Below are 15480 nucleotides of genomic sequence, written 5' to 3' on the forward strand. Positions count from 1 at the left end.
GGAGACCGCCCATGCTTAACCCCCGGGAGCGCATCGAACGGCAGATGGCCGATCCGTGGCTCGTGCGCCTGCACCGCAAGCTGAGCGCGCTGAAGTCCACCGTCACCGTCATGCATACCGGCGCACACCCGGACGACGAGCAGAACGGACTTCTCGCCTATTTTCGCATGGAACTCGGTATGAGGATCATCATTGCCTGCTCGACGCGTGGCGAGGGCGGGCAGAATGCGCTGGGGCCTGAGCGGCTCGGTGCGCTTGGCGTCATCCGGTCGCGGGAACTGGAGGAGGCTGCCCGCGTCATCGATGCGGACATCAGCTGGCTCGGCCATGGCCCGGCGGATATCATTCACGACTTCGGTTTTTCCAAGGATGGCGACCAGACCTTTAACCGCTGGGGGCAGCAACGTATTGTCGAACGGCTGGTGCGCGCCTACCGCAAGGAACGTCCGGATATCGTCATTCCGACATTTCTCGATGTGCCGGGACAGCACGGACACCACCGCGCCATGACGCGGGCGGCAAAGAGCGCCATCGCGCTCGCGGCCGATCCCGCCGCCTATCCCGAGCATTTCGCCGAGGGGCTGAAACCGTGGAAGGTGGCGAAGTTCTATCTTCCCGCGTGGTCTGGCGGTGGCGATACCTATGATGACGAAGTGCCGCCGCCGGAAACGACGTTGACGATCAACGTTCCGGGCAGGGAGCAGGCGACCGGTGCGCAATATGACCGCATCGGCGAATGGTCGCGTTATTATCACGCCTCGCAGGGAATGGGGCATTGGCCGCAGCGGGCGCATGAGGTCTGGCCGCTGCATCTCGAACTCTCGGATGCCGTCGGCGGCGAGGAAAGCTCGATCCTCGACAGGCTGCCGTCTTCACTCACCGACCTTGCGACTTTTTCGGGACTGGATGCCGGACTGGCAAAGGCGCTGGTCAAGGCCGAACAGGCAATAACCGAAGCAATCGCGGCATTTCCCGACAGGCAGCGGATCACGGCGTCACTTCTTGCGGCGGCGGCTCTTTTGCAGACGGTTGACGAGGCCGCAGCTGCGGATTTCAGGGAGCTGCACGGGCATCGGATCGCGCGCAAGCGGGCGCAGGTCGACGCCGCTATCCTGACGGCGCTCGATGTTTTCGAGCGAGCCTATGCCGAGCCGGCGGAGATCGTTCCGGGCGGGACATCGTTTCTTTCCGTGGAGCTTTCAGACAAGGCGGCTGAATTTGATGTCGAGGTCACGCCGGTCCTTCCATCGGGTGTCTCGTCGTCCATTCAGTCGCGTGGCGAGACGCTGGTCTTTTCGCTTGCCGCCGATCGGGATGCTGCTGTTTCCGGGCTTTACCAGCCCGACTGGAAAGCCTTAGGCGGCAATGGCCATGCCTCCGTGCTGCTTTCCGCAACGGTTGAAGGCAGAAAGGTCTCGGCCGCCTTCGATCTGGAGGAGCCGTTTTTCGTGACGCCCGCGCAGTCGCTGACGATAGCGCCCGATGCCCTTCTGGTGCCGCTTGGACAGGGGCAGGACGCCCATGTCTTTCAGGCGCATATGAAGGGTGCCGATGCGCCGCTGTCGTTCAGGAATACGGGCAGCTGGAACCTGCGCAAGCGCGGCGAAGACTGGATTGCCGAACGCACTGGGGATGCGAAGGCGGGCCTTGCCCAGATCGAGGCGCTTGTCGGTTCGCAACCGGCTTTCCAGATCACGCCCATCGCTTATCCGCATATCGGCAGGGCAAGGTTTCTGGCGCCTTCCGTTTTGAAAATCCTGTCACTGGACCTCAAACTGCCCGAGCGCGCGCGCGTCGGTTATGTCGGTGGTGGCGCCGACAGGGTGGGTCTCTGGCTTTCGCGCATGGGCCTCGATGTCACCGAACTCGATGCCCAGGCGCTTGCCGGCGACCTGTCGCCCTTCACGACGATCGTTATCGGCATCTTTGCTTTCGGCATCCGCAAGGATCTGGCCGCGGCAACGGAAAAGCTTCATCGTTTCGTTGAAGATGGCGGCCATCTCGTCACGCTCTATCACCGACCGACCGATGGATGGAACCCGGAGACGACGCCTGTGAGGCGGCTTGAGATCGGCAAGCCTTCCTTGCGCTGGCGGGTGACCGACCCGCGGGCGGAGGTGACGGTGCTGACGCCTGAACATCCATTGCTTGTCGGCCCCAACAGGATCGATGCCGCCGACTGGGCGGGGTGGGACAAGGAGCGCGGGCTTTATTTCGCCTCGCGCTGGGATGATGTCTACGAGCCGTTGCTTGCGATGCATGATGTCGATGAGCAGCCGCTCAAGGGCGCGCTGGTCTCCGGTATCATAGGCAAGGGCCGGCACACCCATACAAGTCTCGTGCTGCATCACCAGATGGACAAGCTTGTGCCGGGGGCCTTCCGCCTCATGGCCAACCTTGTGCAGCCGGCGTGAATGGCGACGGCCAAAGCGAAGAACAGGAAGCCCCGCGCGAAACGGATACGCGCGCGGGCATAGGCTGGCTGTTGCTGGATATGACCCTTGTTGCGGGCGGAATGACCGCGCTCGTCAAGGCGCAGGGCGTTACCTATCCAGCTTTCCAGCTCGTCTTTATAAGGGCGATGATCGGTCTGCTCTCCATTCTGCCGCTCATCTGGCGGCACCGAATGGAAATGGTGCGCGTCCGATATCCATGGCGCAATATTTTCCGGATCTGCTGCAACGCCATTGCGCTCACCAGCAATTTTATCGCCATCACCCTTCTGCCGCTTGCCACCGTCAATGCCGTCGGTTTTTCGCGGCCGTTGGTGACGATGGCGATGGCCGTTGCCATTTTAGGGGAAAGCGTCAGCCGATATCGCTGGGCGGGGGCGTGCCTGGCCTTTGTCGGCGTTCTGATCGTCATCGGGCCGGGCGGCGCGGCATTCAATGCGGGGGTGCTGGTTGTCCTTGTCTCGGTGGTGTTCGGTGCCCTTGCGGTGATCCAGACCCGGGCGCTGCGGCAGGAAAACACCACGGTGATGATGGTGTTCTATACGGTCGGCCTTGCCGTCATCACCGCCGTTCCGGCAATCTGGACATGGAAGCCGGTCGCGCCGCTGGACTGGGGGCCGTTGCTCGCCATCGGCCTCTTGGCGCAACTGGGGCAATATTGCTTCCTGCGGGCCTATCGCATTGCCGATGCCAGTGTTCTTGCACCCGTTGGCTATCTATCGATCCTCTTCGCGACCGCTGTCGGATATTTCCTGTTTGACGAGGTGCCGGAGGCCCGTGTGGTGGTTGGTATCGTCATTATTCTTGTTTCCCTGCAGTCAACTGCCCTTGCCGAATATCTCCTGAAAAGACTGCGCCGCAAACGGTGACGGAGCGCTCTGCCTCTATTGCGCAAGAAGCCGGAGCCTGACCCAGTTCAGTGCCGCAAGTTTGAAGCGATCGTAGAATGAACGCGCGAAACGCACATAGCGCATGATCCATGCGAGCCAGGGATAGGTGAGGAGCTTTTCCCGGCCGGCGTGATAAATACGCTCGACGATGAGGAATGTCGCGAGATGGGCAAGGACCGTCAGAACCAGCCCCGCTTTGACGGCGCCATGGGCAATGAGGACGAGACCGATGATCTTCATGGGTTCGGCGATGGCGAAGGGCACCGCAAGGCAAAGGAGAATGGCAAGACGCGGCAATCGCGCGATCCGGCTTTCCACTCGCCGGATGAATGTCAGCCCGGATATGGCCCTGATGACGGGCCGGTAGAGCGGGCGAACAATGCCATCGAGGATCAGGGCGAAAACGATGATCGCCCGAAGCGGAAAGACGAGGATCGTCCGGATTGTGCTCTTCACCTCGGCGGGTCTCCAAAAAGGGCGTAACCCCCATCCTTAATCGCCTGAAACATGTCAAAACGAAGTCGTGTTGTCGTTCAGCCCTGTCGCACGCTCGCATACATGCCGGTGGTGCGAAATTCGCTCGGATTGGTGCCGTAGAGCCTGCGAAAGACCTTGGAGAAATAGTTCGGATCCTCGAAACCGCACAGCACCGACACCTCCTTGATAGGAAGGTTGGCAGCCGAGGTAAGAAGCTTCGCCGCCCGGCGCAGGCGTCGCTGCAGCACGAATTCCGCTGGCGAAAGGCCTTCGCTTGCCGCGAAGATGCGGGAAAAATGCGCGCGGCTGAGGCCTGCCACCGCCGCAAGGTCGCTGACCGAAAGCCGTTCGCCGAGATGGCTGTCTATGTAGCTCAGCACCTGCTGCATGGTGCGATATTCGCCGCCGAAAGAAGGATGAGAACCGAAGACATCGTCATAAAGCGTCATCGCCGCCTCATAAGCGACGGCGGAGGCGGCGCCTGGCGTTTCCGCGCCATTGACGAGGCGCGAGCAGCATTCGGCAAGATGATCCACGGTTTCGAGCTGAAGCTTGAGGATCGGGCCGGTGACGGAGAGGATATTGCGGTGAATGCGCAGGGCTTCCTCGCCATTCATGGAAATCCAGAAGAACTCCCATTCTTTGCCTTGTTCCAGCCAGTAGCGGTGATTGTGGGGAATGAGCAGCAGCAGGGTTTCGCCCGGTCTCACCACATAATGGCGGTTCTCGTAACGCAGGTTGCCCTGTCCGGCGATGCAATATTGCAGCACGGTGAAAGGCGTCTGGCCACGTTTGCGCCCGTCCCAGTCGTAATTGCCGCCGCTGCGGATTTCATAACCGCTGCTGGTCGGCATGGTGTGCAGCGTCTGGCGGCCGCGCGGCAGCGAGACTGTTCGCATGCCGGGTCCCTGATCGATCAAATCTCGCAGCACAAAATTACCCATGAAAGCATAATCCTTCTCTGGTCCTCACCGTTATTATACGCATAATCCCGATCCGAGGAGACAGCCAGCGGGATATTGCTGCTGAAAAATTGGGAGTAAGGCCGGTTTTCCGGGATTCTTACGGGTATTTTTCTGCAACGCCATTTTACGATCCTGCGGCCCGTTTCACCCGTTCGATTTGCAACAGAGGTGGCGTTATGAGTTTCAAAATCGCTATTATTGGCGCAGGCAGCGTCGGTTTCACGAAAAAACTGTTCACCGATCTCCTGTGTGTGCCGGAGTTTCGCGATATTGAAGTCGCGCTGACGGATATCAGCCAGCACAATCTGGATATGATCAGGGCGATCCTCGAAAAGATCGTCGAGGCCAATGGTTTCCCCGTCAAGGTGACGGCCGATACCGACCGCAGGCGGGCGCTGGAGGGGGCGAAATATATCATCAGCTGCGTGCGGGTCGGCGGGCTCGAAGCCTATGCGGACGATATCCGTATTCCGCTGAAATACGGCATCGATCAGTGCGTGGGCGATACGATCTGCGCCGGCGGCATTCTCTATGGTCAGCGCAACATTCCGGTCATTCTGGATTTCTGCAAGGATATCCGCGAGGTCGCCGCACCGGGTGCGAAATTCCTGAACTATGCCAACCCGATGGCCATGAACACCTGGGCAGCCATCGAATATGGCAAGGTGGATACGGTCGGTCTCTGCCACGGCGTGCAGCACGGCGCGGAACAGATCGCCGAAATTCTCGGTGCGAAAAGCGTGTCCGAGCTGGATTACATCTGCTCCGGCATCAACCATCAGACATGGTTCGTCGATCTGAGGCTCAACGGTCGCAAGATCGGCAAGGACGAGCTGGTCGCCGCCTTCGAGGCGCATCCGGTCTTCTCGCAGCAGGAGAAGTTGCGCATCGACGTGCTGAAGCGGTTCGGCGTTTATTCGACCGAGAGCAACGGGCATCTCTCCGAATATCTGCCGTGGTATCGCAAGCGGCCGGAAGAGATTGCCCGCTGGATCGACATGTCCGACTGGATTCACGGCGAAACCGGCGGTTATCTCCGCCACTCTACCGAAACGCGCAACTGGTTCGAAACCGAGTTTCCGCAGTTCCTTGCCTCCGCCGCAAAGCCCATCGATCCGGCCAAGCGCTCCAACGAACATGCAAGCCATATTCTGGAGGCACTTGAGACGGGGCGCGTCTATCGTGGCCATTTCAACGTCAAGAACAATGGCGTCATCAGCAATCTGCCTGCGGATGCCATCATCGAATCGCCCGGTTTCGTCGACCGTTTCGGCATCAACATGGTCTCGGGCGTAACCCTGCCGGAAGCCTGTGCGGCCACCTGCATGGCCTCCATCAATGTGCAGCGCATGTCTGTCCATGCGGCGGTCAGCGGCGATATCGATCTTTTGAAGCTTGCCGTGCTGCATGATCCGCTGGTCGGCGCCGTCGCCACGCCGGAGGAGGTCTGGCAGATGGTGGATGAGATGGTCATCGCGCAGGCCCGCTGGCTGCCGCAATATGCCCATGCCGTGCCGGCAGCGAAGGAGCGGCTTGCGAAATCCAGCGTCAAGACCCGCGACTGGGCCGGCGCCGCCCGCCGCAATGTGCGTTCCATTGAGGAATTGCGGGCCGAAAAATCGGCGCTGAAAAAGGCTGTTTGAAGGAAAAGGCATGGGAACAGGCCGGGCGGCGGAAGGGAGTTCGCCGCCACGGCCAGAACGATCACAGAGGGTGGGCGGTCGAAGAGCTGCCATTTGGGAGGAATGACGATGTTACTTCAACGCAGGATCGGTATCATCTCGGCACTGGGTCTCGGTGTTTCGATGATGGCACTCAATGCGAATGCCTTCGAGACCGCTACGCCGCCGGAGCCGCCACAATTTCCGGCCGAAGGCAAGATCAACTACGTGGCGCGCGACTCGATCCTCGAATTCAAGGCGCTGCCGAGCTACAGCGAGCCTGACTGGGTCAGCGAGAAATTCGAAAGGACCGGCAAGCTGCCGCCCTTGAAAGAGCGCCTGCCGGAGGAACCGCTGGTCTACAAGACCGGCAATATGCCCGACGGTATGGGCGTTTACGGCGATACGATGCGACACGTTGTCGGCGGTAGGCCCGAGGGCTGGAACTATATTGCCGGCCAGAGCCAGGGCTGGGGCGGCATCGATATCGCCCTTTCCGAATGCCTGACGCGCACCGCGCCGCTCTTCCAGGTGGATGCCAAGGATACTGAGCCTCTGCCGAATCTCGCCAAAAGCTGGGAATGGTCCGAGGATGGCCACAAGCTGACGATGCATCTCGTCAAGGGCGCCAAGTGGTCGGACGGCGAGCCCTTCAATGCCGATGATGTGATGTTCTACTGGGAAGATGCCGTCGTCGATCCCAATGTCTCACCGCTTGGCGGGGGCGCATCGCCCGAGGCTTTCGGTGAGGGAACGACGCTGAAGAAGATCGATGATTACACCGTCGAATGGACCTTCAAGGCCGCTTTTCCCAAGCAGTATCTCTACACCATGGCCTATCCGAGCTTCTGCCCCGGACCGTCGCATATCCTCAAACCGCAGCATCCGAAATATTCCAAGAACACCTATAACCAGTTCAAGAACGCATTCCCGCCGGAATATATGAACATGCCGGTCATGGGGGCATGGGTGCCGGTCGCTTATCGGCCCGATGATATCATCGTGCTGCGACGCAATCCCTATTACTGGAAGGTCGATGAGAAGGGCCAGCAGCTGCCTTATCTCAACGAGGTCCATTACAAGCTTTCCACCTGGGCCGACCGTGATGTGCAGGCCGTGGCGGGATCGGGCGATTTCTCCAACCTCGAACAGCCGGAGAATTTCGTCGCCTCGCTGAAACGCGCCGCCGATCCCAATGCGCCGGCCCGTCTTGCCTTCGGGCCGCGTCTCATCGGCTATAATCTGCAGATGAATTTTTCCGCCAATGGCTGGGGCAATCCGGATGAGCGCGGGCAGGCCATTCGTGAGCTGAACCGCAACGAGGTATTCCGCCAGGCCGTCACATCGGCCATCGACCGCAAGGCAGTCGGCGACTCGCTGGTGAAGGGGCCGTTCACGGCGATCTATCCGGGTGGCATTTCGTCTGGCACCAGCTTCTATGACCGCGCCTCCACGGTCTATTACCCCTTCAACCTCGAGGCCGCCAAGGCCGCGCTCGCCTCGATAGGCCTGAAGGATACGGATGGCGATGGTTTCCTGAATTTCCCCAAGGAAACGCTGGGTGGCCGCAATGTCGAGATTACCCTTCTCGTCAATAACGGTTACGCGACGGATAAGAGCCTCGCGGAAGGTCTTGTTGGCCAGATGGCGAAACTCGGCCTTCGCGTCGTCATCAACAGCCTGGATTCCAACCAACGCGATGCCGCCCATTATGGCGGGCAGTTCGACTGGCTGGTGCGCCGCAACTCCACCGAGCTTTCATCCGTGGTGCAGAATACCGAGCAGCTTGCCCCTGTCGGCCCGCGCACCAGCTGGAACCACCGCTCGCCCGAAGGCAAGGAACTTGATCTGATGCCATTCGAGAAGGAGATGGCCAACATCGTTCGCAAGTTCATCTCCTCGCAGGATAATGCCGAGCGGGCCGAGCTGATGAAGCAATATCAGAAGGTCTATACGCAGAACCTCTATACGATCGGTCTCACCGAATATCCCGGTGCGCTGATCGTCAACAAGCGGTTCTCGAATGTGCCGCAGGGCACGCCGATCTTCATGTTCAACTGGGCTGAAGACTCCATCATCCGCGAACGCCTTTGGGTCGCGGCGGATAAGCAGGGCAAATACGAACTCTTCCCGCAGCAGCTTCCCGGCAAGCCGGGTGAGGGCGGGCCGATTAACTAAAGCATTACCCGTCCGGAAATGCGAACACCTTGAAGAACTCCTCCCGGAGAACACCCGGTACCGGTCGCGCGTGAAGCGCGGCCGGAGGCACCCGGCGGACCGTTATCCATCACGGCCCGCCCAAACGGAGGAAAACCGTTCGATGCTGAGATTCCTGACGATACGCATAGGCTCCGCCATTCCGGTGTTGTTGATCCTGAGCGTGGTGACCTTCGCCATCATTCAGGCGCCGCCCGGCGATTATGCCGACTACATCCGCTCGCAGCTGATGAACCAGGGCGGCGCGTCTTTCGAACAGGCGGAAGCGCAGGCGCAGGCCTACCGCATCGAACACGGCCTCGATAAGCCGCTCGTTATTCAATATTTCAACTGGATCGGCGGCATCGTCACCCGCGGCGATTTCGGCTACAGCTTCTATTACAACAAGCCGGTCGCCGATGTGGTTGGCGAACGCCTGCCGCGCACCATCGCGCTGGCGCTGGTCTGCCACATCTTTGCATCGGTTCTCGGTATCGCCTTCGGCATATGGGCGGCCACGCGGCAATATTCCTGGGTCGACAATCTGCTCTCCACCATCGCCTTCCTCGGCATGACGATCCCGCGCTTCCTGATGGCGCTGATCCTCGTCTACCTCATGGTGTTTCATTTCGACGTGTCCGAGATCGGCAGCTTCTTCTCGCCGCAATATGGCGGTGCGCCATGGTCATGGGGCAAATTCGTCGATCTGGTCAGCCATGTCTGGCCGGTGGTCGCCATCGCCGTCTTCGGCGGCCTCGCCTACAACATGCGGGTGATGCGCGGCAATCTGCTCGATACGCTGAATGCGCAATATGTGGAAACGGCGCGCGCAAAGGGTCTTTCGGAAGGCGCGGTCATCATGCGCCATGCCGTGCCGAATGCGGTGCACCCGCTCGTCATGTATCAGGGCGTTGTGCTGCCCTATATGCTGAGCGGCGAAATCGAGACCGCCATCATCTTCGCATTGCCGACCGTCGGTCCGGCTATTGTCGGCTCCATGGCGGTGGGTGATGTCTATGTCACCGCGACCTTCATGATGGTGCTGGCCGCCACGCTGATCGTCGGCAACATCATCGCCGACATGCTGCTTGCCATGCTTGACCCACGCGTTCGCGAATTCGGGAGGGCCTGAGATGATGGCGTTTGACGAAGTGAAGACCGAAACCGCCACTGCGGCAAAACCCGACCGTTCCGCCCATGGCAACGAGACCTATCTCGCGCTGGTCTGGCGGCGTCTCAGACGCTCCTTCACCGGCATGGTCGGGCTGGTGCTGGTGGCACTGTTGATCCTGATCGCCATCTTTGCGGATTTCTTCGCGCCGATGAACCCGCTCGAAACCCATGGCAGCTTCTCGCCGCCACAGGTGGTTCGTTTCACCGACAAGGACGGCAATGTGAGCCTTGCACCGCGCGTCTATGCCATCGCCGAAACGGAAGAGCTTGATCCTGTCACCTTCCAGCCCATCGTCGGGCCGGATTACGACAATCCCGTCTATCTCGGCTTCTTCGTCAAAGGTGCGGAATACAGGCTGCTGGGCCTCATCCCGATGAGCCGTCACTTCTTCGGCTCGACCGATGGCCAGCCGGTGCATTTTCTCGGAACCGACAAGTTCGGACGCGACGTGCTGTCGCGCGCCATTTATGGCTCGCGCATCTCGCTTGCCATTGCCTTGAGCGTCGTCGCCATCGTTACTGTCATCGGCACCAGCGTCGGTCTGATTTCCGGCTATTTCGGCGGGCCGCTGGATGCCTGGGTGCAGCGTTTCGTGGAAGTGGTGCTCGCTTTCCCGCAATTGCCGCTTTATCTCGCGCTGACGTCGCTCATTCCCGTCACCGCACCGACTACCGTGTTCCTCGTCTTCGTGGTCGGCGTCATGTCGGCGCTTGGCTGGGCGCAGATGTCACGCGAAGTGCGCGGCAAGACGCTGGCGCTGGCGCGTATCGATTATGTGCGGGCGGCCATTGCCGTCGGAGCGACCGACCGGCGCATTATCTTCCAGCATATCCTGCCGAATGTGATGAGCCATGTGATCGTCGCCGTGACGCTGCATATTCCGAGCGTCGTGCTGCTCGAATCCTTCCTCGGTTTCCTCGGCTTTGCGGTGAAGCCGCCGCTCATCTCCTGGGGGCTGATGCTGCAGGATACCGCGACCTATTCCGTCATCGGTTCCTATCCCTGGATTCTCGCGCCGGTCGGTTTCGTGCTGGTCACAGTCTTCGCCTTCAACGCGCTGGGCGATGGCCTGCGCGATGCCGTCGATCCCTATTGAGAGGAGCGTAACATGGTTGCTGCTGCACAGAACAACACTTACGCGCCCGCCATTCGCTTCGATGCCGATGACCGAAATGACGACGCTATCATCGATGCACGTAACATTGCCGTGACCTTCAGGGTGGAGCACGGCACGGTGGAAGCGGTGAAGGACATCTCATTCCAGCTTTACCGGGGCGAGACGATTGCCATCGTCGGCGAATCCGGGTCGGGAAAATCCGTCACGGCCCGCACCATCATGGGGCTTTTGACGAAGCGGGCTTCCGTTTCGAAATCCGCGACCGTGCGTTTCAACGGCGACGACATTCTGAAGTTTTCGAGCGGCCAGCGGCGGGCGCTGCGCGGCAACCGCATCTCGATGATCTTTCAGGAGCCGATGAGTTCGCTGAACCCGATCTATACGATCGGCAGCCAGATCGTCGAGGCGATCCGCGTTCATTCGAAACTCAGCCGAAAAGAGGCCGAGGCGAGGGCGCTCGATCTGCTGCGGCAGGTGCAGATACCCGAACCGGAAGCGCGGCTGAAGCAATATCCGCATCAGCTGTCCGGCGGCCAGCGGCAGCGTGTGATGATCGCCATGGCGCTCTCCAACGATCCGGATGTGCTGATTGCCGATGAGCCGACCACCGCGCTCGATGTTACCGTACAGGCGCAAATCCTCAACCTCATCCGCGACCTGCAGAAGAAGCGCGGCATGGCCGTGGTTCTCATCACCCATGACCTGACGATCGTGAAGCAGTTTTCCGATTACGTCTATGTCATGCAGCATGGCGAGATGCGCGAACACAACACCACGGAAAAGCTCTTCGAAGCGCCGCAGCACCCCTATACGAAAAAGCTGCTTGCCTCCGAACCGCATGGCATGGCGAAACCACTGCCAGAAAATTCCGGCGTGCTGCTGACGGCAAGCGGCGTGCGCGTCTCTTTCATGATGCGTTACGGCGGGCTGTTCAAACCGGAGCTGAAGGAACTGATCGCCGTCGACAGTCTGGGGCTTGCCCTCAATCGTCACGAGACGCTGGGGCTTGTCGGTGAATCCGGTTCCGGCAAGACGACCTTCGGCCAATCCCTGCTGCGGCTGAACGAGCCGGTGGCCGGGGAGGTGATCTTTGACGGGGAGAGGGTCGATGGCCGCTCCCGCGCTGAAATGCGGCCTTTGCGTTCGCGTATGCAGATCGTCTTTCAGGATCCCTTCGCCTCGCTCAATCCGCGCATGACCATCGGCCAGATCATCGAGGAAGGTCTTGTCGTCAACGGGCTGGGCAGAACCAAGGCCGAAAGGCTGGAGCGGGTGCGCGATGCGCTGGAGGCGGCGGGCATGCCCGGCAATATCCTCTCACGTTTCCCGCATGAATTCTCCGGCGGCCAGCGCCAGCGTATCGCCATTGCCCGGGCAGTGGCGCTGGAGCCGGAATTCATCCTGCTCGACGAGCCGACCTCGGCGCTCGATCTTTCCGTGCAGGCGCAGATCATCGATCTCCTGCGCAAGCTGCAGGATGAGCGGGGCCTGAGCTACCTGTTCATCTCGCACGACCTGAAAGTGGTGCGCGCGCTCTGCCACCGCGTCATCGTCATGCAGCGCGGGCAGATTGTCGAGCAGGGGCCTGTCGAGGATGTGCTGACCAATCCGAAAACCGAATATACTCAGCGGCTTGTACGGGCCGCCTTCGAAATCGCTTGAATTCCCAATGCTGGAGGTAGAAATGGCAAGAGATCCCAAGATCACATTTATCGGCGCAGGCTCCACGGTGTTCATGAAGAACATCATCGGCGACGTGCTGCAGCGTCCGGCGCTTTCGGGCGCCACCATCGCACTGATGGATATCAACCGCGAGAGGCTGGAAGAAAGCGCCATCGTCGTCAACAAGCTGATTTCGACGCTTGGCGCAAAGGCGAAAGCCGAAACCTATACGGACCAGAAAAAGGCGCTCGCCGGCGCCGATTTCGTTGTCGTGGCCTTCCAGATCGGCGGTTATGAGCCCTGCACGGTCACCGATTTCGAGGTGCCGCGCAAATATGGCCTGCGTCAGACCATCGCCGATACGCTCGGCGTCGGCGGCATCATGCGCGGCCTGCGGACCGTGCCGCACCTCTGGAAGATTTGCGAGGACATGCTGGCCGTCTGCCCCAACGCCATCATGCTGCAATATGTGAACCCCATGGCGATCAATACCTGGGCGATCGCGGAAAAATATCCGACGATCCGGCAGGTCGGCCTTTGCCATTCCGTGCAGGGCACGGCCATGGAGCTCGCCCACGATCTCGATATTCCATATGAGGAAATCCGCTACCGTTCGGCCGGCATCAACCATATGGCGTTCTTTCTGGAGTTCGAACACCGCCAGCCGGATGGCAGCTACAAGAACCTTTATCCCGACCTCGTGCGCGGCTATCGCGAAGGCCGTGCGCCCAAACCAGGCTGGAACCCGCGTTGCCCCAACAAGGTGCGTTACGAGATGTTGACGCGTCTCGGTTATTTCGTCACCGAAAGTTCCGAACATTTCGCGGAATATACGCCCTATTTCATCAAGGAAGGGCGCGAGGACCTGATCGAGAAATTCGGTATCCCGCTCGATGAATATCCGAAGCGCTGCATCGAGCAGATCGAGCGCTGGAAGGGGCAGGCGGCCGCCTATCGCTCAGCCGAGAAGATCGAGGTCAAGCAATCCAAGGAATATGCCTCTTCGATCATCAACTCGGTCTGGACCGGCGAACCTTCGGTGATCTACGGCAACCAGCGCAACAATGGCTGCATCACCTCGCTGCCATCGGATTGCGCGGCGGAAGTGCCCTGCCTTGTCGACCATAACGGCGTGCAGCCCACCTTTATCGGCGAGTTGCCGCCGCAGCTCACCGCCCTTATGCGCACCAACATCAATGTGCAGGAACTGACGGTGCGGGCGCTGATGAGCGAAAACCGCGAGTACATCTTCCATGCGGCGATGATGGACCCGCACACGGCGGCGGAACTGGATCTCGACCAGATCTGGTCGCTGGTGGACGAGCTGCTGCTGGCCCATCGCGATTGGCTGCCGGAATGGACGCAGGTGGAGGTGAAGCGGGCGCGGGCGGTGTAAGGCGCATTTGCTGCGAAAAATGCGAGGCGTCGGGTTTTCGTCTGCGGTCGAGTTCACCGACACGCCTCTCTTCATATTCGACGTAATCCTCGGGCTTGTCCCGAGGAACCACCCACGTAGCGAAAATTGACAGGGAGCAGATGCTCGGGACAGGCCCGAGCATGACGGACGGGGATTGTCATGGCGCCCATCAATTTCGGCGGTGAGTCTCCATGGTGCTTCCAGCTTTTGCCCTAAACCTCCCGCGCACTTGACTTGTGTCAAAGCCGCAAAGCGCACCCTCACGTAAACAGCCCTTAAACCGGCCCACTCCCTCAAACAGGAGAAATGTCGGGTGCGAATACTAAACGCAAAGGTGGCTGGCTTCTTCGGTTTCATCGTATTAGGGTTGAAATTCGAAGGGTTCATGGGGAAGACGGATGTCTAAAAAAGGCTTGCTCGTTGGTCTGGTGATTCTGGTTCTTGCCGGTGTCGCCTATTTCTCCTGGTCAAAGCTGAAGGGTGAGGGACTTCCCGCCGGTTTCGTGGCCAGCAACGGCCGGATCGAGGCCGTCGAGATCGACATTTCCACCAAGACCGCCGGTCGCCTTCAGGACATCATGGTGCGTGAAGGCGATTTCGTGAAGGCCGGGCAGGTGCTTGCCCAGATGGATACGGCGCAACTGGAGGCGAGGAAACGTCAGGCGGAAGCACAGTTTCGCCGCGCGAAAATAGCAATCGATACGGCCCACAGCCTCGTCGCCCAGCGGGAGGCGGAAAAGACCTCGGCGCTGGCGGTGGTGGAACAGCGCAAGGCCCAGCTCGATTCCGCCTCCAAGACCTATGCACGCTCGAAACAGCTGCTGACCGGCAACGCCGTCTCGCAGCAGATCGTCGATGACAGTGAGGCCGCCGAACAGTCCGCCCGTGCCACGCTCGCTTCCGCCGAGGCCTCGCTTGCCGCCTCCGATGCCGCAATCAACGCCGCCAAGGCGCAGATCGTCGATGCCGAGGCGGCGGTGGATGCCGCGCAGGCCGATATTGAAAGCATCGAGACTGATATCGCCGACGCGACGCTGAAATCGCCCCGCGACGGCCGCGTGCAATATCGGATTGCCCAGCCCGGTGAGGTGCTGTCCGCCGGTGGACGGGTTCTGAACCTGGTCGATCTCGGCGATGTCTATATGACGTTCTTCCTGCCGACGGCCGAGGCTGGCCGCACGTCCATGGGCTCGGATGTGCGCCTGATACTGGATGCCGCCCCGCAATATACCATCCCCGCCAAGGTTTCCTTCGTCGCCGATGTCGCGCAGTTCACGCCGAAAACGGTGGAGACCGAAGAAGAACGCCAGAAGCTGACATTCCGGGTGAGGGCGCAAATCCCGCAGGAGCTGCTGCAGAAATATATCCAATATGTCAAAACCGGGCTGCCCGGCATGGCCTATGTCCGGCTTGATCCGCAGGCCGCCTGGCCGGAAAACCTCGAACGCAATCTCGTCAAGTGACGGTG

11 protein-coding genes are annotated in these 15480 nt (G+C 60.2%); 9 read left to right on the forward strand and 2 right to left on the reverse strand.

Annotated elements, in window-relative coordinates; all coding sequences use genetic code 11:
- The first annotated feature begins 11 nt into the window (after window positions 1-11).
- Together ACQZ5G_RS21215 and ACQZ5G_RS21220 are read left to right on the forward strand one after the other, a co-directional pair.
- Window positions 12-2414 (forward strand): PIG-L family deacetylase, encoded by a 2403-nt coding sequence (locus ACQZ5G_RS21215; RefSeq protein ID WP_448738818.1) that lies wholly within the window; start codon window positions 12-14, stop codon window positions 2412-2414.
- Window positions 2411-3322 (forward strand): DMT family transporter, encoded by a 912-nt coding sequence (locus ACQZ5G_RS21220; RefSeq protein ID WP_448738819.1) that lies wholly within the window; start codon window positions 2411-2413, stop codon window positions 3320-3322. The genes ACQZ5G_RS21215 and ACQZ5G_RS21220 overlap by 4 nt, the downstream gene beginning before the upstream one ends.
- Before the next feature lie 15 nt (window positions 3323-3337).
- Here the strand turns inward: ACQZ5G_RS21220 and ACQZ5G_RS21225 are convergent, their stop codons facing one another.
- Together ACQZ5G_RS21225 and ACQZ5G_RS21230 are read right to left on the reverse strand one after the other, a co-directional pair.
- Window positions 3338-3799, reverse strand: a complete 462-nt coding sequence (locus ACQZ5G_RS21225) for a hypothetical protein (RefSeq protein ID WP_448738820.1) — start codon at window positions 3797-3799, stop codon at window positions 3338-3340.
- A gap of 77 nt (window positions 3800-3876) precedes the next feature.
- Window positions 3877-4764, reverse strand: a complete 888-nt coding sequence (locus tag ACQZ5G_RS21230; protein ID WP_448738821.1) for an AraC family ligand binding domain-containing protein — start codon at window positions 4762-4764, stop codon at window positions 3877-3879.
- Window positions 4765-4961: 197 nt separating this feature from the next.
- Here ACQZ5G_RS21230 and melA (ACQZ5G_RS21235) point away from each other — a divergent pair, with 197 nt between their 5' ends.
- From melA (ACQZ5G_RS21235) to ACQZ5G_RS21265, 7 genes are all read left to right on the forward strand, one after another.
- Window positions 4962-6428 (forward strand): alpha-galactosidase, encoded by a 1467-nt coding sequence (melA, locus tag ACQZ5G_RS21235; RefSeq protein ID WP_448738822.1) that lies wholly within the window; start codon window positions 4962-4964, stop codon window positions 6426-6428.
- A gap of 108 nt (window positions 6429-6536) precedes the next feature.
- Window positions 6537-8624: an ABC transporter substrate-binding protein gene (locus ACQZ5G_RS21240; RefSeq protein WP_448738823.1), complete on the forward strand. Its 2088-nt coding sequence runs from the start codon at window positions 6537-6539 to the stop codon at window positions 8622-8624.
- Between the two features lie 142 nt (window positions 8625-8766).
- Entirely contained in the window at window positions 8767-9774 is a 1008-nt protein-coding gene (locus tag ACQZ5G_RS21245; protein WP_269313640.1) for an ABC transporter permease, read from the forward strand.
- A 1-nt stretch (window position 9775) separates the two neighbouring features.
- Window positions 9776-10912 carry an ABC transporter permease gene (locus tag ACQZ5G_RS21250; RefSeq protein WP_448738824.1) on the forward strand — a complete coding sequence of 379 codons (1137 nt, stop codon included), beginning with the start codon at window positions 9776-9778 and terminating at the stop codon, window positions 10910-10912.
- A 12-nt stretch (window positions 10913-10924) separates the two neighbouring features.
- A complete protein-coding gene (locus tag ACQZ5G_RS21255) occupies window positions 10925-12595 on the forward strand; it encodes an ABC transporter ATP-binding protein (RefSeq protein ID WP_448738825.1) in 1671 nt (556 codons plus the stop codon).
- A gap of 22 nt (window positions 12596-12617) precedes the next feature.
- Window positions 12618-13991 (forward strand): alpha-glucosidase/alpha-galactosidase, encoded by a 1374-nt coding sequence (gene melA / locus ACQZ5G_RS21260; RefSeq protein ID WP_003521723.1) that lies wholly within the window; start codon window positions 12618-12620, stop codon window positions 13989-13991.
- A gap of 419 nt (window positions 13992-14410) precedes the next feature.
- A complete protein-coding gene (locus ACQZ5G_RS21265) occupies window positions 14411-15475 on the forward strand; it encodes an HlyD family secretion protein (protein WP_065657681.1) in 1065 nt (354 codons plus the stop codon).
- Window positions 15476-15480 lie beyond the last annotated feature (5 nt).

The organism is Agrobacterium sp. 22-214-1, assembly GCF_053522465.1.